Genomic DNA, 18,235 nt, shown 5'->3' on the forward strand with positions numbered 1-18,235 from the left:
ATTAACCTGTAGGAGCGAGCTCGCTCGCGAACAACGCTAGGACAGCGCGGCTATTCAGGTAGCCAGAGTTATCGTTGACGTCCATCGCGAGAAAGCTCGCTCCTACAGGTGCACAGTCAATTCTGCAGGAGCGAGCTCGCTCGCGAACAACGCTAGGGCAACGCGGCTATTCAGGTAGCCCGAGTTATCGTTGACGTCCATCGCGAGCAAGCTCGCTCCTACAACGGGTTTGGCATTTTCCCGCCCATGTTTTGCAGGGCCCATTTGCATGATGATCCCCTCCCCGTGGCGCGCCGACTTCCCGGCCATCGCCGCACTGCAACGGCAGGACCAGACCTATCTGGACAACGCCGCCACCACGCAAAAACCCCAAGCCCTGCTGGATGCGCTGGCGCACTACTACGCCAACGGCGCCGCCAACGTGCATCGGGCACAACACCTGCCCGGCGCCCACGCGACCCAGGCATTCGAGGACAGCCGCCGCAAAGCCGGACAATGGCTGAATGCCGGCGATAGCGGGCAGATCATCTTCACCCACGGCGCCACCTCCGCTTTGAATCTCCTGGCCTATGGCCTGGAGCACTCATTCCAGCCGGGCGACGAAATCGTTATCAGCGCCCTGGAGCATCACGCTAACCTGCTGCCATGGCAGCAACTGGCCCATCGCCACAAGCTGAAGCTGGTGATCCTGCCACTCGACAACGACGGCCTCATCGACCTGGACGCCGCCGCCCTGCTTATCGGCCCGAGCACTCGCCTGCTGGCCGTCAGCCAGCTGTCCAACGTGCTGGGCGCCTGGCAACCGTTACCCGCCCTGTTGGCCCTGGCACGGAGCCACGGCGCCATCACCGTAGTCGATGGCGCTCAGGGGATCGTTCACGGTCGCCACGATGTGCAGGCCCTGGGTTGCGACTTTTATGTGTTTTCCAGCCACAAGCTGTACGGTCCGGATGGCCTCGGTGTGCTGTTTGGCCGGCATGAAGCACTGTTACATCTGCGCCATTGGCAATACGGCGGCGAGATGGTGCTCGATGCCAATTATCACGACGCTCGTTTTCGTCCCGCACCCCTGGGTTTCGAAGCCGGCACACCGCCGATCGCCAGCGTCATCGGGCTCGGCGCCACCCTGGATTATCTGGCAGGGCTGGATCAGGACGCCGTGTCGGCTCATGAAGCCGCCCTGCACGATTATTTGCTCAAGGGCCTGCAAGCCCGCAACGGCATTCGCCTGCTGGGCAAACCGCAACTGGCCCTGGCCAGCTTTGTGGTCGAGGGTGTGCATAACTCGGATCTGGCGCACCTGCTGACCGAACAGGGGATTGCCGTGCGCGCGGGTCATCACTGCGCCATGCCGTTGCTGAAGAATCTTGAACTGGCCGGCGCGATCCGGGTGTCGTTGGCGCTGTACAACGACTCCGATGATCTGGAGCGCTTCTTTGAAGCCCTGGACCAGGCCCTGGAGTTGCTGCGATGACCCTGCCAGCGGACGCCGTCACGGCGCTGGCCACCTTCAAGGAAGCTGCAGGCTGGGAACAACGCGCGCGGCTGTTGATGCAGTGGGGCGACCGCCTGCCTTCACTCAGTGATGAGGACAAAGTCGACGCCAACCGCGTGCATGGCTGTGAAAGCCAGGTGTGGTTGGTCGGCTCGCTGCAGGACGGCCACTGGCAGTTTGCCGCGAGCAGTGATGCGCGGTTGATTCGCGGGTTGGTGGCGTTGCTGCTGGCGCGGGTCAATGGCCTGTCGGCCAGCGAATTGAAGCAGGTTGATTTGCCGCACTGGTTCAATCAACTGGGCCTGAGCCGGCAGCTCTCCCCCTCGCGCAGCAATGGCCTCAATGCAGTCCTGCAGCGCATGCAAGAACTCGCCCGGTAGGAGCTGCCGAAGGCTGCGATTTTTTGATCTTCGGCGCCCACTTCGACACTAAAGATCAAAAGATCGCAGCCTTCGGCAGCTCCTACAAGTGTCTATGCCTCGGGTTTGATGCGATCCGCCGGGCGCCGCACGCCCGCCACAATCTTGTCCACAGCCTTGGTCGCCGCGACCATGCCGAACGTCGCCGTCACCATCATCACCGCGCCAAACCCGCCGGCGCAGTCCAGCTTCACCCCGTCGCCCACGAAACTCTTCTGCAGGCAAATGCTGCCATCGGGTTTCGGGTAACGCAGTTGTTCGGTGGAGAACACGCAAGGCACGCTGTAATGCCGGGTCACGGTGCGCGAGAAGTTGTAATCGCGGCGTAGCGTGGAACGCACTTTCGAAGCCAGCGGGTCGTTGAACGTACGGTTCAGGTCACAGACCTGAATCAGCGTCGGATCAATCTGCCCGCCCGCGCCGCCGGTGGTGATGATCTGGATCTTGCGGCGTTTGCACCAGGCAATCAGTGCCGCCTTGGCGTTGACGCTGTCGATGCAATCGATCACGCAGTCGATATTCGGCGTGATGTAGTCGGCCATGGTCTCGCGGGTGACGAAATCCGCTACCGCGTGCACGGTGCAAGCCGGGTTGATCCCGCGCAAGCGCTCGGCCATCACCTCGACCTTGGGCTTGCCCACGGTGCTGTCCAGCGCATGCAACTGGCGGTTGGCGTTGCTGACGCAGACGTCATCCAGGTCGAACAGCGAAATCTCGCCTACGCCGCAACGGGCGATCGCTTCAGCCGCCCAGGAACCGACGCCACCGACGCCGACGATTGCCACATGCGCCGCGCGCAGGCGCTCAAGGCCCTCGATGCCATACAAGCGGGCGATGCCGGCAAACCGTGGATCTTCTGTACTCATGACCATTACCCCAAAAACCGGCGCGCATTATAGGGCCATCGGGCGACAAGTTTTAAGCTTCGGCGACAAGTGTAAGAACTTATGTGAAACCGGAGTGCCTAATGTCAGACATTTCCCTGTTAGCTGTACGGTCATAGAACCTCCAGTGTAGGATGCGCGCCCCTGCCCCTGGCAGTCAGTCGCCAACCGCTCCTTCGTTCCACAGCCTTTGGAACCCGAAAAAGCTATGTCATCGCGTAAATTTGGACTCAACCTGGTCGTGGTGCTCGCCATCGCAGCCTTGTTTACCGGCTTCTGGGCGCTGATCAATCGCCCTGTCACCGCTCCCAACTGGCCTGAACAGATCTCCGGCTTCTCCTATTCGCCGTTCCAGCAAGGCCAGTACCCGCAAAAAGATCAATATCCAAACGACGATGAAATGCGCCGTGACCTGGAGATCATGAGCAAGCTGACGGACAACATCCGCACTTACTCGGTCGACGGCACGCTGGGAGATATTCCCAAGCTCGCGGAAGAGTTCGGCTTGCGTGTGACGCTGGGCATCTGGATCAGCCCGGACGAGGAGCGCAATGAGCGGGAAATTCTGCGCGCCATTGAAATCGCCAACACCTCGCGCAGCGTGGTGCGGGTGGTTGTAGGAAACGAGGCAATTTTCCGTAAGGAAATTACCGCTGCGGAGCTGGGCATGATCCTCGATCGCGTGCGCGCGGCGGTGAAAGTGCCCGTGACCACGTCCGAACAATGGCACGTCTGGGAAGAACACCCGGAGCTGGCCAAGCACGTCGACCTGATCGCCGCTCACGTATTGCCCTACTGGGAGTTCATCCCGGTGGACAAGGCCGGGCAATTTGTCCTGGACCGCGCCCGTGACCTGAAGAAAATGTTCCCCAAGAAACCCCTGCTGCTCTCGGAGGTTGGCTGGCCGAGCAACGGCCGCATGCGCGGTGGCGCCGATGCATCGCCGGCAGATCAGGCGATCTATTTGCGCACGCTGGTCAACAAGCTCAACCGCCAGGGCTTCAACTACTTCGTGATCGAAGCCTTCGACCAGCCGTGGAAGGCCAGTGACGAAGGTTCGGTGGGTGCTTATTGGGGTGTATTCAATGCCGCACGCCAGCAGAAATTCAACTTTGAAGGCCCGGTAGTCGCAATCCCGCAGTGGCGCGTGCTGGCGGTCGGCTCGGTGGTACTGGCGCTGCTGTCCCTGACGCTGCTGATGATCGACGGCTCGGCGCTGCGCCAGCGTGGTCGTACCTTCCTGACCTTTATCGCATTCCTTTGTGGTTCGGTGCTGGTGTGGATCGGCTATGACTACAGCCTGCAATACAGCACCTGGTTCAGCCTGACAGTAGGCATCCTGCTCGCCCTCGGTGCGTTCGGCGTGTTCATCGTGCTGCTGACCGAGGCCCATGAACTGGCCGAAGCGGTATGGACCCACAAACGTCGGCGCGAATTCCTGCCGGTGGTGGGCGACTCGAACTACCGGCCAAAAGTCTCGATCCACGTGCCTTGCTATAACGAGCCACCGGAGATGGTCAAACAGACCCTCAACGCCCTCGCCAACCTCGACTATCCGGACTTCGAAGTCCTGATCATCGACAACAACACCAAAGACCCGGCCGTCTGGGAACCGGTGCAGGCGTACTGCGAAACCCTGGGGCCACGCTTCAAGTTCTTCCACGTCGCCCCCCTGGCCGGCTTCAAGGGCGGTGCGCTGAACTACCTGATCCCACATACCGCCAAGGATGCCGAAGTCATTGCAGTGATCGACTCCGACTACTGCGTTGACCCGAACTGGCTCAAGCACATGGTGCCGCACTTCGCCGACCCGAAAATCGCCGTGGTGCAGTCGCCGCAGGATTATCGCGACCAGAACGAAAGCACCTTCAAGAAGCTCTGCTATGCGGAATACAAAGGCTTCTTCCACATCGGCATGGTGACCCGCAACGACCGTGACGCGATCATCCAGCACGGCACCATGACCATGACCCGTCGCTCGGTGCTCGAGGAGTTGGGCTGGGCTGACTGGTGCATCTGCGAAGACGCCGAGCTGGGCCTACGGGTGTTCGAAAAAGGCCTGTCGGCTGCGTACTACCACACCAGCTACGGCAAGGGCCTGATGCCCGATACCTTTATCGACTTCAAGAAGCAGCGGTTCCGCTGGGCCTATGGGGCGATACAGATTATCAAGCGGCACACAGCAAGCCTGTTGCGCGGCAAGGACACTGAACTGACCCGCGGCCAGCGTTACCACTTCCTCGCGGGCTGGCTGCCGTGGGTGGCGGACGGCATGAATATCTTCTTCACGGTCGGCGCCCTGTTGTGGTCGGCGGCGATGATCATCGTGCCGCAGCGGGTCGATCCACCGCTGTTGATTTTCGCGATTCCGCCCCTGGCACTGTTCGTGTTCAAGGTCGGCAAGATCATCTTCCTGTACCGCCGTGCGGTCGGGGTGAACCTCAAGGATGCCTTCTGCGCGGCACTGGCAGGGCTGGCGTTGTCCCACACCATCGCCAAAGCGGTGCTGTACGGGTTCTTCACCAGCAGCATTCCGTTCTTCCGTACGCCGAAAAATGCCGACAACCACGGCTTCTGGGTGGCAATTTCGGAAGCGCGGGAAGAAGTGTTCATCATGCTGCTGTTGTGGGGCGCGGCATTGGGGATCTTCCTGGTGAACGGCTTGCCAAGCAATGACATGCGCTTCTGGGTCACCATGTTGCTGGTGCAATCGCTGCCGTACCTGGCGGCATTGATCATGGCCTTCCTGTCCTCGTTGCCCAAACCTTCGTTGGAAACCGAACCGGCAACCGCATAGTCCGTTATTGGATAACGTCAAACGGCGGCCTTCGGGTCGCCGTTTTGCTTTAGAATGATCGCCCTTTTGCACAGGTTTACCGTGCGCACCTCGGAGCTTCTACATGACGGCCCACGCCGACCTTTCGCCGACCCTTCAACTCGCCATCGACCTCATCCGCCGTCCATCCGTGACGCCGCTGGACGCCGATTGCCAGAAGCAGATGATGCAGCGCCTGGGCGATGCCGGTTTCACGCTGGAACCGATGCGCATCGAGGATGTGGATAACTTCTGGGCCACCCACGGCCAGGACGCGGGCCCGGTACTGTGTTTCGCCGGCCACACCGACGTCGTGCCAACCGGCCCGGTGGCCGCCTGGCAAATCGACCCGTTCAACGCGTTGATCGATGAACACGGCATGCTCTGCGGCCGTGGCGCGGCGGACATGAAAGGCAGCCTGGCGTCGATGACCGTGGCCGCCGAGCGCTTCGTCACCGACTACCCGAACCACAAGGGCAAGGTCGCATTCCTGATCACCAGCGACGAAGAAGGCCCCGCCCATCACGGGACCAAGGCCGTGGTCGAGCGTCTGGCTGCACGCAAGGAGCGCCTGGACTGGTGCATCGTCGGCGAACCGTCGAGCACCACACTGGTGGGCGATGTGGTGAAGAACGGTCGCCGTGGCTCCCTGGGTGCCAAATTGACCGTGCGCGGCGTGCAAGGTCACGTTGCTTACCCGCACCTTGCCAAGAACCCGATCCACCTGGCTGCCCCGGCGCTGGCCGAACTGGCCGCCGAGCATTGGGACAACGGCAACGACTTCTTCCCGCCTACCAGCTTCCAGATTTCCAACGTGAATTCCGGCACCGGCGCAACCAACGTGATTCCGGGCGACCTGGTGGCGGTGTTCAACTTCCGTTTCTCTACTGAGTCCACGGTTGAAGGCCTGCAGAAACGCGTTGCCGACATCCTCGACCGGCATGGCCTGGACTGGCACATCGACTGGGCTTTGTCCGGCCTGCCGTTCCTGACCGAGCCAGGCGCTTTGCTGGATGCTGTTGCATCGAGCATCAAGGACATCACCGGTCGCGACACCAAGGCGTCCACCAGCGGTGGCACCTCTGACGGACGTTTCATCGCCACCATGGGCACCCAGGTCGTCGAACTGGGGCCGGTCAACGCGACCATCCACCAGGTCAACGAGCGAGTGCTGGCCGCCGATCTCGACGTGCTGACCGAAATCTACTACCAGACCCTGATCAAGTTGCTCGCCTGATGCTCGCCTGCCCGATCTGCAGCGAACCGCTGAACGACGTGGACAACGGCGTGGCCTGCCCCGCGGGACACCGGTTCGACCGCGCACGCCAGGGTTACCTCAACCTGCTGCCGGTACAGCACAAGAACAGTCGCGACCCTGGGGATAACCTGGCGATGGTCGAGGCTCGCCGTGACTTCCTCAACACCGGGCATTATGCCCCGGTGGCCCGGCGCCTGGCCGAACTGGCGGCGCAGTACGCGCCGCAACGCTGGCTGGACATCGGTTGTGGTGAAGGCTATTACACGGCACAAATCGCCCAGGCACTGCCCGATACCGACGGCTACGCGCTGGATATTTCCCGGGAAGCGGTCAAACGCGCCTGCAAGCGCAACCCGCAACTGACCTGGCTGATCGCCAGTATGGCGCGGGTGCCGCTGGCTTCTGGCAGTTGCCAGTTTCTGGCGAGCGTGTTCAGTCCCCTGGACTGGGAAGAAGCCAAGCGCCTGCTCAGCCCCGGTGGTGGCCTGATGAAGGTCGGACCGACCAGCGGCCACCTGATGGAATTACGCGAGCGCCTGTACGATGAAGTCCGTGAATACACCGACGACAAGCATCTGGCCCTGGTACCGCAGGGCATGGTGCTGGCGCACAGTGAAACCCTGGAGTTTCGCCTGAGCCTGGCAAGCGGCCTGGACCGTGCCAACCTGTTGGCCATGACGCCCCATGGCTGGCGCGCCAGTGCCGAACGCCGGGCTGAGGTGATCGAGCAAGTTGAACCGTTCGAGGTCACCGTTTCAATGCGTTACGATTACTTCGTACTTCAATAATTTTGGTCTCGAGTTAACAACTTGAGGCCCGCTAAATCCGCGAATGGATTTTTCAGACCCGCAGTGAGGACATCCATGCGCCAACCCGATATCGAGATTTACCTGAAAGACGCTGACGTCGACTACAAGGCGGTCGCCACCTGGCTCGGCGAAGCCCTGGGGCCGTGCACCGACTGGGTCCAGAAGGGCCAGACCTACAAGTGCAAGGCCGGCAATGTCCCGGTGACCTGGTTGCCGAAGGCTGTAGGGAAATGGAACAGCCTGTACCTGGAAAGTGACCAGACCCCGTGGGAAGACGACATCGCCTGCGCCCGCGCTGCATTTGCCGCACTGAACGTCGAAGTACGCTGCGCGCCAGGTACGTGGGTCGAGGAAGAAGGTGAAGAGACCGCGGATCGCTGGATGCGCATCAGCGCTGATGGTGAAGAAGAGATCACCTGGAAGACCGCGTAAAAGCGAATAGATCGTCCGAAGGCTCGGGCCGCGTTCGGACGATCTTTTGATCTTAAAATTTACAACCCCACCACATCCTCAGCCTGCAATCCCTTCTCGCCCGTCACCACGGCGTATTCGACCTGCTGCCCTTCCGCCAGCGAACGATGCCCCTCGCCGCGGATCGCGCGGTAGTGCACGAACACGTCCACCCCGTCCTCGCGCTGAATGAAGCCATATCCCTTGGCGTCGTTGAACCACTTCACATTGCCGGTCTCGCGCGTTGCCATAAATCGCACCTCTTCTTTTTATTTTTGAGGCGCGAGTATAGGACAGCCCGAAAAACTCTCAACTGAACTTTACTTAGCCGCTTTTTTGCCGATTTTCGATGAATCCGGCACACTATCGACCGCCCGAGCAAATGCTCGGTCTCATTCACTCACGCAGAAGCCGTATGACCCGCTCCCCGTTCCGCCGTCTAGTGTTTGGCACCTTGCGCCGACTGCTGTACCTCTGGGTTCGCTCGGAGACGATCAACCAGTCGTCGTTCACCCTCAACCTCGACCGCAGCCGGCCGGTGTTCTACGTCCTGCAAAATCCTTCGCTGACCGACCTTGCCGTGGTCGATACCGAATGCACCAAGGCCGGCCTGCCGCGCCCGGTCCTGCCGGTGTCGGTGGGCAACCTGCTGGAGCCAGCGGCGTTTTTCTACCTGACACCCGACCCCGACTGGCTCGGCCGCCAGGACAAGCGTGGCGCGCCGCCGACCCTGACCCGGCTGGTCAGTGCCCTGAGCCAGAATGCCGCCGAAGATGCGCAGATCATTCCCGTCAGCGTGTTCTGGGGCCAGTCGCCAGACAGCGAATCGAGCCCGTGGAAGCTGCTGTTCGCCGACAGCTGGGCGGTCACCGGCCGCTTGCGCCGGTTGCTGAGCATCATCGTCCTGGGCCGCAAGACCCGGGTACAGTTTTCCGCGCCGATCCACCTGCGTGAGCTCATCGATCACAACAAGGGCCATGAGCGCACAGTGCGCATGGCCCAGCGCATCCTGCGGGTGCACTTTCGCAACCTGAAAGCCGCCGTGATCGGGCCGGACATTTCCCACCGGCGCAACCTGGTCAAGGGCTTGCTCAACCAGCCGCTGGTCAAGCAGGCGATCCTCGAGGAGGCCGAGCGCGAGAACATCTCCCCGGAAAAAGCCAAGGCCCAGGCCCTGCGCTATGGCAACGAGATCGCCTCGGACTACACCTATACCGCGATCCGTTTCCTCGAAGTGGTGCTGAGCTGGTTCTGGAACAAGATCTACGACGGGATCAAGGTCAACCACATCGAAGGCGTGCAAAAGGTCGCCCAGGGTCACGAAGTCATCTACGTGCCGTGCCATCGCAGCCATATCGATTACCTGCTGCTGTCCTACCTGCTGTTCCGCAACGGCCTGACTCCGCCGCACATCGCCGCCGGGATCAACCTCAACATGCCGGTGATCGGCAGCCTGCTGCGCCGCGGCGGCGCGTTTTTCATGCGCCGCACGTTCAAGGGCAACCCGTTGTACACCTCAGTGTTCAATGAATACCTGCACACCCTGTTCACCAAAGGCTTTCCGGTCGAATACTTCGTCGAAGGTGGCCGCTCGCGCACCGGGCGCATGCTGCAACCAAAAACCGGGATGCTGGCGATCACGTTGCGCAGCTTCCTGCGGTCCTCGCGGATGCCTATCGTCTTCGTGCCCGTGTACATCGGTTACGAGCGAGTGCTGGAAGGCCGTACCTATCTGGGCGAGCTACGAGGGGCCACGAAGAAGAAGGAATCGATCTTCGACATCTTCAAGGTCATCGGCGCCCTCAAGCAACGCTTCGGCCAGGTGGCCGTCAACTTCGGCGAGCCGATCAAACTGGCGGAGTTCCTCGACAGCGAGCAGCCCGACTGGCGCCAGCAGGAACTCGGCCCGCAGTTCAAGCCGGCGTGGCTCAACGAAACCACCCATCGCCTGGGCGAAAAAGTCGCGCAGCACCTGAACGAAGCGGCAGCCATCAACCCGGTCAACCTGGTCGCACTGGCCCTGCTCTCCACCAGCCGCCTGGCGCTGGACGATCGCGCGATGGCGCGGGTGCTCGACCTGTACCTGGCGCTGCTGCGCAAAGTACCGTACTCGCCGCACACCACCTTGCCGGAAGGCGATGGTCGGGCGCTGATCGAGCACGTGAAGGACATGGACCTGCTCTCCGAGCAGAGCGATGCCCTGGGCAAGATCCTGTACCTGGACGAGCAGAACGCCGTCCTGATGACCTACTACCGCAACAACGTGCTGCATATCTTCGCGCTGCCCGCGCTGCTGGCCAGTTTCTTCCAGAGCGCCTCGCGCATGAGCCGGGAGCAGATCCTTCGCTACACCCGCGCGCTGTACCCGTACCTGCAGTCGGAGCTGTTCATTCGCTGGTCCCTGGATGAACTCGATGCGGTGGTCGATCAATGGCTGGAGGCGTTCGTCGAGCAAGGCCTGTTGCGATTCGAAAACAATGTGTACCTGCGCCCGGCGCCGAGCTCGCGACACTTCGTGCTGCTGACCCTGTTGTCCAAGAGCATCGCCCAGACCTTGCAGCGCTTCTACATGACCGTGTCCTTGCTGCTCAACAGTGGCCAGCACAGCGTCAGCGCCGAGGAACTGGAAGACCTGTGTACCGTCATGGCCCAGCGCCTGTCGATCCTGCACGGCTTGAACGCTCCGGAATTCTTTGACAAGAGCCTGTTCCGGCACTTCATCCAGACCATGCTCGACCTTGACGTGTTGCGCCGTGACGAAGCCGGCAAGCTGAGCTATCACGAGCTGCTGGGCGAACTGGCTGAAGGCGCGGCGAAGCGGGTGCTACCGGCGGAGATTCGCCTGTCGATCCGCCAGGTGGCACTGCACCGCAGCGAAGATGCAGCGGATCAGCCACCGGCACCAAGCGAAATTTCATGAAGCCCTTTGGCAATGAATTCCCCAGCAGGAGCCAAGCTTGCTCGCGGTAGCGGTGTATCCGACAGCAAAGATGTCGAATGCCGTATCACATCGTCGGAACACCGCCCGGAGCAGCCTCGCGCCCTCATTCATAACGGAGACACCCCTATGAAAAAACTCTCTCTCCTGGCCGCAGCCACCCTGCTCAGCGCCTGCCAATCCATGCAACCTGCAGCAAAAACCAGCCTCGACGGCGAAGTGTTCTACCTGCAACGCATCGCCCTGCCGCCGACCGCCACCCTGAGCGTCAGCTTGCAGGACGTCTCCCTGGCCGACGCACCAGCGGTCGTCCTCGACGAACAGAAAGGCCCGGTCAAAGGCCAGGTGCCACTGCCCTTTCACCTGAGCTACGACCCGGCCCAGGTCAAGCCCGGCCACCGTTACTCGGTCAGCGCACGCATCGAAGCGGATGGCCAGTTGCTGTTCATCACCACCGAAAATCACGCCGTGCAACTGGATGGCAGTGATCCGCAGCCATTGAAGATTCGCGTGAACGCCGCTCGCTAACGCCCTCTTACCCTAAGGAAGCCGCCATGCCCCCCATGATCCTCCGCTTCACCGGCCTCTGTGCAGGCTTGCTGATGTGCGCCAACGCCATGGCGCTGTCGCTCAATGACCTGTCACAAAAAGACGCTACCGGGGGTCTCAAGGACGCCCTGACCCAAGGCGCACAGCTCGCCGTCAAACAACTGGGCGCTCCAGGCGGCTTCAGTAACAACCCTGAAGTGAAAATCGAGCTGCCGGGCAAACTGGGCAAGGTCGCCAGCAAGATGAAACAGTTCGGCATGGGGGCCCAGGTCGATCAACTGGAGACCAGCATGAACAAGGCCGCTGAAACAGCCGTGGTCCAGGCCCAGCCGATTCTTGTGGATGCGGTGAAGAAGATGACGGTCGACGATGCCAAGGGCATCCTGGGCGGCGGCAATGACTCGGCCACGCAGTACCTGAGCAAAACCAGTCGCGAACAGATCCGCGTCAAGTTCCTGCCCATCGTCAAGCAAGCCACCGACCAGGTCGGCCTGGCCAAGCAATACAACGCCTTCGCCGGTCAGGCGGCGACCCTGGGTGTACTGGATGCCAAGAACGCCAACATCGAAAGCTATGTGACCGAGCAAGCGCTGAACGGCCTGTTCGAGATGATCGGCAAACAGGAAGAAACCATCCGCAACAACCCGGCCGCTGCGGCGACCAGTTTGGCCAAGAAGGTGTTTGGCAGCCTGTAAACAGTGAGATCAAAGCTTGCCGCGGGTGGCGTTGCGACGATAGCCCTGAGGCGATCTGCGAGTGCAATCGCGTAGCATCGATCGCGAGCAAGCTTTGCTCCCACAGGGGAGGATCAGCCCGGGTCCTTCCTGATGCGGAACCATGCCGCATACAAAGCCGGCAGAAACAACAGCGTCAACGCTGTGGCCACAATCAGCCCGCCCATGATGGCAACCGCCATCGGCCCGAAGAACACGCTGCGTGACAGCGGGATCATCGCCAGCACTGCCGCCAGCGCCGTCAGCACGATTGGCCGGAAGCGTCGGACCGTGGCTTCGATGATCGCTTGCCAAGGCGTGAGCCCGGCGGCAATGTCCTGCTCGATCTGGTCCACCAGGATCACCGAGTTGCGCATGATCATCCCCGACAGGGCGATGGTCCCGAGCATCGCGACGAAGCCGAACGGCTGGCGGAATACCAACAGGAACAGCGTCACGCCGATGAGCCCCAGCGGCGCGGTCAGGAATACCATCACCGTGCGCGAGAAGCTGCGCAGTTGCAGCATCAGCAAGGTCAGCACCACCACGATAAACAAGGGTACGCCAGCCTTCACCGAGTTCTGCCCACGGGCCGAATCTTCGACGGTGCCGCCGACATCCAGCAGGTAGCCGTCCGGCAGCTCGGCGCGAATCGGATCGAGGGTCGGCATGATCTGCGCCACCAGGGTCGCCGGTTGTTCCTTGCCGTAGATATCGGCCCGAACGGTGACGTTGGGCAGGCGATTACGGTGCCAGATGATGCCCTCTTCAAAGCCGTATTCCAGCGTCGCGATCTGTGACAGCGCCACGCTGCGCCCGTTGTCGGTCGGCACGGCGAGGCTCGGCAGCAACGACAACTCGGTACGCTCGTGCAGGGTGCCGCGCAGCAGGATCTCGATCAATTCGTTGTCTTCGCGGTACTGGCTGACGCTGGAACCGGTCAGGGAACTCTGGAGGAATTTTGCCAGGCTCGCAGTGCTCACCCCAAGCGCCCGGGCGCGGTCTTGATCGACGTTGAGGTACACCACTTTGCTCGGCTCTTCCCAGTCCAGGTGCACGTTGACCACATGCGGGTTCTCGCGCACTTTCGCCGCGACCTTGCGCGCCAGGGCACGCACCTCCTCGATGTGTTCGCCGGTCACCCGGAACTGCACCGGATATCCCACAGGCGGGCCGTTTTCCAGGCGCGTTACCCGCGAGCGCAATGCCGGAAACTGCTCGTTGAGGGTCTCGATCAGCCAGGTGCGCAGGGGTTCGCGGTCTTCGATGGTCTTGGCCAGCACCACAAACTGGGCAAAGCTGGCGGCTGGCAGTTGCTGATCCAGCGGCAGGTAAAAGCGCGGTGACCCGGTGCCCACGTAAGCCACGTAACTATCGATACCGGCGTGATCCTTAAGCAGCACTTCGAGACGTTTGACCTCTTCGGCGGTGTTGCTCAGGGACGCGCCCTCGGCCAGCTTCAGGTCGACCATCAGTTCAAGGCGGCCGGACGCCGGGAAAAATTGCTGCGGCACAAATCGGAACAGCGCAATAGAGGCAATGAACAACACCACGGTTAATACGATCACGGTCTTGCGCCACCGCACGCACCACTCCACCAGGCGCCGCACGCGCTGATAGAAAGGAGTGCCGTAAGGATCAGGCTGACCACTGCCGTGCTTGGCTGCGTGAATTTTCGCCAGATCAGGCAGGAGTTTTTCCCCCAGATACGGCACGAAGACCACGGCGGCGACCCAGGACGCCAGCAGCGCGATGGTCACTACCTGGAAGATCGAGCGGGTGTACTCGCCGGTGCCCGATTGCGCCGTGGCAATCGGCAGAAAGCCGGCGGCGGTAATCAGCGTGCCGGTGAGCATCGGGAAGGCGGTGCTGGTCCAGGCGTAGCTGGCCGCCTTGACCCGGTCGAAGCCCTGCTCCATTTTGATCGCCATCATTTCCACGGCGATGATCGCATCGTCCACCAGCAAGCCCAGCGCCAGCACCAGGGCTCCAAGGGAGATTTTGTGCAGGCCGATGCCCAGGTAATACATGCAGGCGAATGTCATCGCCAGCACCAGGGGAATCGCCAGCGCCACGACCATGCCGGTGCGCACGCCCAGGGAGAAGAAACTCACCAGCAATACGATTGCCAGGGCCTCAACCAGCACCTGGATGAATTCGCCAACGCCGGTTTTTACTGCAGCGGGCTGGTCCGAGACCTTGCGCAACTGCATCCCGGCCGGAAGATTCTTCTGGATGCGGTCGAATTCGACTTCCAGCGCCTTGCCCAGCACCAGGATGTCGCCACCGTCCTTCATCGCAACCGCCAGGCCGATGGCGTCCTGCGCCATGAAGCGCATACGCGGCGCCGGCGGATCGTTGAAACCACGCCGAACGTCAGCCACATCGGAAATGCGGAACGTACGTTCGCCCACCCGGATCGGAAAGTTCTTTATCTCATCGACTGTCTGAAAATTCCCCGACACCCGCAGCTGCAAACGTTCACTGCCGGTTTCGAAGAACCCCGCCGTGGACACCGCATTCTGCTCTTCCAGCGCTTGCTGGACCGCGGCCAGGGGCAGACCCACGGTGGCAAGCTTGACGTTGGACAGCTCGATCCAGATCTTCTCGTCCTGCAGCCCAAGCAGCTCGACCTTGCCGACATCCTTGACCCGTTGCAGCTGGATCTGGATGCGATCGGCGTAGTCCTTGAGCACCGCGTAATCGAACCCATCGCCGGTCAGGGCGTAGATATTGCCGAAGGTGGTGCCGAATTCATCGTTGAAAAACGGCCCCTGGATGCCCGGGGGCAAGGTGTGACGAATGTCGCTGATCTTCTTGCGCACCTGATACCACAGCTCGGGAATCTGCACCGAGTGCATGGAATCCCGGGCGATAAACGTCACCTGGGATTCTCCTGGACGAGAGAACGACACGATGCGTTCGTACTCCCCGGTTTCCATCAGCTTCTTTTCGATGCGTTCGGTAACCTGCCGCGAGACTTCCTCGGCGGTTGCGCCCGGCCAATTGGTGCGGATCACCATGGCCTTGAAAGTGAACGGCGGGTCTTCGCTCTGGCCGAGCTTGGTGTAGGAAAGCGCTCCAACCACGGCCAGCAGCAGCATCAGGAACAGTACGATCTGGCGGTTACGCAACGCCCATTCGGAAAGATTGAAGCCCATCGGGGATTACTCCTTGTCCGCCAGATTGATCACGCGGTTAGAGCGGTCCACCGGGCGCACCTGCTGCCCGTCATGCAGCACATGGACACCGGCGGCGACTACCCAATCAGTGGCGTTCAGGCCTTCCAGCACCGGCACGGTCTTCTCGCCGAAGGCGCCGACACGCACCGGGGCTTTTTTCAGGGTATTGTTGGCGCCGAGTACCCAGACGTAGGTGGCGCCGTTTTCTGCGGTGACTGCCGAGAGCGGCACTGACAGCGATACGACGTCAGCGGCCTGGATAAACACCCGGGCGCTCTGACCAAGTTCGGCCGGTACTTTGCCGGCGGTGAAGGCAATACGCGCAGCGAACGTGCGCGACTTCGGATCGGCCGCCGGCGAGAGCTCGCGGATCCGCCCGGCAAAGCGCTGGTCAGGTTGGGTCCAGAGCTCCACGGACACCGGCTGGCCCACCTTGAACCGGCCAAAACTCTGCTCCGGAAGGCTGATCAGCACTTCCCGCTCACCATCAGTGGCCAGCGTAAACACGGTTTGTCCGGCGGCTACCACCTGCCCGACCTCCACCGCCCGCCTGGCCACCACACCGTCCTGGGGCGCCCGCAGGACGGCATAGCTGGCCTGGTTGGTCGATACGTTGAATTCGGCTTTGATTTGCTTGAGGCGCGCTTCACCGGATCGGTAAAGATTTTCGGAATTGTCGTACGCCGAACGGCTGACCATCTGACGGTCCATCAAGGTCTTGTAGCGATCACGCTCGGCACGCACCAGATTGAGATTGGCTTCGGCCGCCGCGACCTGGGCACGGGTGGCCTCCAGTTGCAGGCGTACGTCCTGGGGATCAAGCTCCGCCAGCGGCTGATCAGCCTTGACCCGCTGCCCCTCCTCGACCAGTCGTCGAATCACCTTGCCGCCAATCCGGAAAGCCAGGTCCGGCTCGAAACGCGCCCGCACTTCACCGGGGAAACTTTCCATGGCCTGCGCCGAAGGCTCTGGCTGCACCATCATGGCCGGTCGCACCGTGACCTGAGGCGCCTCCTCGTGACCGCACGCGGACAATAAAAAAGCCAGACCGACTGGCAACGCGAGGGGCAAGGCATAGCGGAACATGGTGAAGGACCTTTCGCTAATGGTGCTTGGAATAATTATACTGGCCAGTATGTTATTAATAGCAAACTCACCAGTCCAGTATTAAAGCGAAGAATGCCCAACAATCTTTCAGCCCCCAACGGCCCTGGCCGTCCCAAGGATCTGGCCAAGCGCCAGGCGATCCTCGACGCGGCGAAAAGCCTGTTCCTGAGCAACGGCTACGCGAACACCAGCATGGACGCAGTGGCGACCGAGGCCGGCGTGTCAAAGCTCACGGTGTACAGCCACTTCAACGACAAGGAAACGTTGTTTTCCGCGGCCGTCGTGGCCAAATGTGAAGAGCAACTGCCGCCGCTGTTTTTCGAGTTGCCCGACGGCATCGCAGTGGAGACCGTGCTGCTGAACATTGCCCGTGGTTTTCACCAACTGATCAACAGCGATGAATCGGTGAACCTGCACCGCCTGATGATGACCCTGGGCAGCCAGGATCCGAAGCTCTCGCTGATCTTCTTCGAAGCCGGCCCCGAGCGCATGCTGCATGGCATGGAACGGTTGCTGGTAAGGATCGACCAAAGCGGCGCGCTGAGCATCGATAAACCGCGCAACGCCGCCGAGCATTTCTTTTGCCTGCTCAAGGGTGCAGGGAATTTTCGCCTGCTGTATGGCTGCGGCGCGCCGCTGGCCGGGGAGGCCGCGGAAAGCCATGTGCGGGAGGTGGTGGGGTTGTTTATGCGGGCTTATCGGCCGGATTCAGTCTGAGTTATTTGCAGCAAGGACCAGCCCCATCGCGGGCAAGCCCGCTCCCACAGGATGTCTGTGATTTAACACGAATCCCGGTGGGAGCGGGCTTGCCCGCGAAAGGCGCAACCCGCTCAGGACTTGAGCGCCTTCTTCGGATAGATATCATACCGACTCGATTTCCCGTCCAGCGCATGGCTGGGCTTGGGCCCCTCAATGCACGGTGCCTTGCGCGGGCGCTTGACCACCACGCGATGGCTGGCAAGGGCTAACGCCGCTGCAAGCAAGGCCGGCGCATCCGGGTCGTCGCCCACCAGCGGCCGGAACAGGCGCATCTCCTTCTTCACCAGCGCGGTTTTCTCACGATGCGGGAACATCGGGTCCAGGTAGATCACCTGCGGTGGCTCCCCCTCCCAGTTGCGCATCACCTCGATCGAGTTGCCCTTGAGCAAACGCATGCGCGCTACGATCGGCGCCACGTCGAAATCCTCCGCCGCACGCAGCAGGCCATCTTCGAGCAAGGCGCCAATCAAAGGCTGGCGTTCGATCAGGCTCATCTCGCAACCAAGACTCGCCAGGACGAACGCATCCTTGCCCAGCCCCGCCGTGGCATCCAGCACCCGCGGCCGCACGCCTTGGCCGATACCCACCGCCTTGGCGATCATCTGCCCGGTGCCACCGCCAAACAGGCGCCTGTGGGCCGCACCGCCTTCGACAAAATCCACCCGCACCGGCCCCGGCGCATCCGCCCCCAGCTGTTGCAGCTGCAAACCCTGCTCGCCTACCTGCAGCGCGAACTCGGCATCGGCCACCTGCAACGGCAAACCCAGGCGCTCGGCCCATTGTTCGGCCTCTGGCTGGAAGGTCGCGCCCAGGGCTTCGACATGGATGCGGCAGGCCGACGGTTGCTCAATCATGGA

The 18,235-nt window shown here is 61.6% G+C and carries 15 protein-coding genes; 10 read left to right on the top strand and 5 right to left on the bottom strand.

Translation table 11 applies throughout. From position 1 onward, the window contains the following. The first annotated feature begins 268 nt into the window (after positions 1-268). Together HYI44_RS18815 and HYI44_RS18820 are read left to right on the top strand one after the other, a co-directional pair. On the top strand, positions 269-1,474 hold the full coding sequence (locus HYI44_RS18815) for an aminotransferase class V-fold PLP-dependent enzyme (protein WP_225570172.1): 1,206 nt from the start codon (positions 269-271) through the stop codon (positions 1,472-1,474). Next, positions 1,471-1,875, top strand: coding sequence for a SufE family protein (locus HYI44_RS18820; protein ID WP_225570173.1), 405 nt, complete (start codon positions 1,471-1,473; stop codon positions 1,873-1,875). Before HYI44_RS18815 ends, HYI44_RS18820 begins: the two co-directional genes overlap by 4 nt. 92 nt (positions 1,876-1,967) lie before the next feature. On the opposite strand, the gene tcdA is transcribed toward HYI44_RS18820, so the two are convergent. Then, positions 1,968-2,780 carry a tRNA cyclic N6-threonylcarbamoyladenosine(37) synthase TcdA gene (tcdA, locus tag HYI44_RS18825; protein ID WP_163019356.1) on the bottom strand — a complete coding sequence of 271 codons (813 nt, stop codon included), beginning with the start codon at positions 2,778-2,780 and terminating at the stop codon, positions 1,968-1,970. A 226-nt stretch (positions 2,781-3,006) separates the two neighbouring features. On the opposite strand from tcdA, the gene HYI44_RS18830 reads away from it, so the two are divergent. From HYI44_RS18830 to HYI44_RS18845, 4 genes are all read left to right on the top strand, one after another. Then, positions 3,007-5,595: a glycosyltransferase gene (locus HYI44_RS18830; RefSeq protein ID WP_122837684.1), complete on the top strand. Its 2,589-nt coding sequence runs from the start codon at positions 3,007-3,009 to the stop codon at positions 5,593-5,595. A gap of 103 nt (positions 5,596-5,698) precedes the next feature. Further along, on the top strand, positions 5,699-6,850 hold the full coding sequence (gene dapE / locus HYI44_RS18835) for a succinyl-diaminopimelate desuccinylase (protein WP_225570174.1): 1,152 nt from the start codon (positions 5,699-5,701) through the stop codon (positions 6,848-6,850). Further along, positions 6,850-7,659, top strand: a complete 810-nt coding sequence (locus HYI44_RS18840) for a putative RNA methyltransferase (protein ID WP_225570175.1) — start codon at positions 6,850-6,852, stop codon at positions 7,657-7,659. Before dapE ends, HYI44_RS18840 begins: the two co-directional genes overlap by 1 nt. A gap of 75 nt (positions 7,660-7,734) precedes the next feature. Next, positions 7,735-8,112 carry a hypothetical protein gene (locus HYI44_RS18845; protein ID WP_045060117.1) on the top strand — a complete coding sequence of 126 codons (378 nt, stop codon included), beginning with the start codon at positions 7,735-7,737 and terminating at the stop codon, positions 8,110-8,112. A 59-nt stretch (positions 8,113-8,171) separates the two neighbouring features. Here HYI44_RS18845 and HYI44_RS18850 read toward each other — a convergent pair whose 3' ends face one another. Further along, positions 8,172-8,381 (bottom strand): cold-shock protein, encoded by a 210-nt coding sequence (locus HYI44_RS18850; RefSeq protein WP_010462862.1) that lies wholly within the window; start codon positions 8,379-8,381, stop codon positions 8,172-8,174. Between the two features lie 164 nt (positions 8,382-8,545). On the opposite strand from HYI44_RS18850, the gene plsB reads away from it, so the two are divergent. The 3 genes from plsB to HYI44_RS18865 all read left to right on the top strand — a co-directional run bounded on the left by plsB (position 8,546) and on the right by HYI44_RS18865 (position 12,312). After that, positions 8,546-11,050 carry a glycerol-3-phosphate 1-O-acyltransferase PlsB gene (plsB, locus tag HYI44_RS18855; protein WP_225570176.1) on the top strand — a complete coding sequence of 835 codons (2,505 nt, stop codon included), beginning with the start codon at positions 8,546-8,548 and terminating at the stop codon, positions 11,048-11,050. 147 nt (positions 11,051-11,197) lie between these two features. After that, positions 11,198-11,596, top strand: a complete 399-nt coding sequence (locus tag HYI44_RS18860; RefSeq protein ID WP_122837680.1) for a YbaY family lipoprotein — start codon at positions 11,198-11,200, stop codon at positions 11,594-11,596. A gap of 38 nt (positions 11,597-11,634) precedes the next feature. Beyond that, positions 11,635-12,312, top strand: coding sequence for a DUF4197 domain-containing protein (locus HYI44_RS18865; protein WP_163019376.1), 678 nt, complete (start codon positions 11,635-11,637; stop codon positions 12,310-12,312). A 113-nt stretch (positions 12,313-12,425) separates the two neighbouring features. Here HYI44_RS18865 and HYI44_RS18870 read toward each other — a convergent pair whose 3' ends face one another. Both HYI44_RS18870 and HYI44_RS18875 read right to left on the bottom strand, forming a co-directional pair. Next, complete coding sequence (locus tag HYI44_RS18870) at positions 12,426-15,491, bottom strand: efflux RND transporter permease subunit (RefSeq protein ID WP_225570177.1); 3,066 nt, start codon at positions 15,489-15,491, stop codon at positions 12,426-12,428. A gap of 6 nt (positions 15,492-15,497) precedes the next feature. Next, positions 15,498-16,598 (bottom strand): efflux RND transporter periplasmic adaptor subunit, encoded by a 1,101-nt coding sequence (locus HYI44_RS18875; RefSeq protein WP_122837678.1) that lies wholly within the window; start codon positions 16,596-16,598, stop codon positions 15,498-15,500. 93 nt (positions 16,599-16,691) lie between these two features. Here HYI44_RS18875 and HYI44_RS18880 point away from each other — a divergent pair, with 93 nt between their 5' ends. Continuing rightward, positions 16,692-17,336, top strand: a complete 645-nt coding sequence (locus HYI44_RS18880; protein WP_122837677.1) for a TetR/AcrR family transcriptional regulator — start codon at positions 16,692-16,694, stop codon at positions 17,334-17,336. A 113-nt stretch (positions 17,337-17,449) separates the two neighbouring features. Here the strand turns inward: HYI44_RS18880 and HYI44_RS18885 are convergent, their stop codons facing one another. After that, entirely contained in the window at positions 17,450-18,232 is a 783-nt protein-coding gene (locus HYI44_RS18885) for a class I SAM-dependent methyltransferase (protein ID WP_263868750.1), read from the bottom strand. Positions 18,233-18,235 lie beyond the last annotated feature (3 nt).

Source organism: Pseudomonas sp. Y24-6, from assembly GCF_020295325.1.
Lineage (GTDB): Bacteria > Pseudomonadota > Gammaproteobacteria > Pseudomonadales > Pseudomonadaceae > Aquipseudomonas > Aquipseudomonas gregormendelii.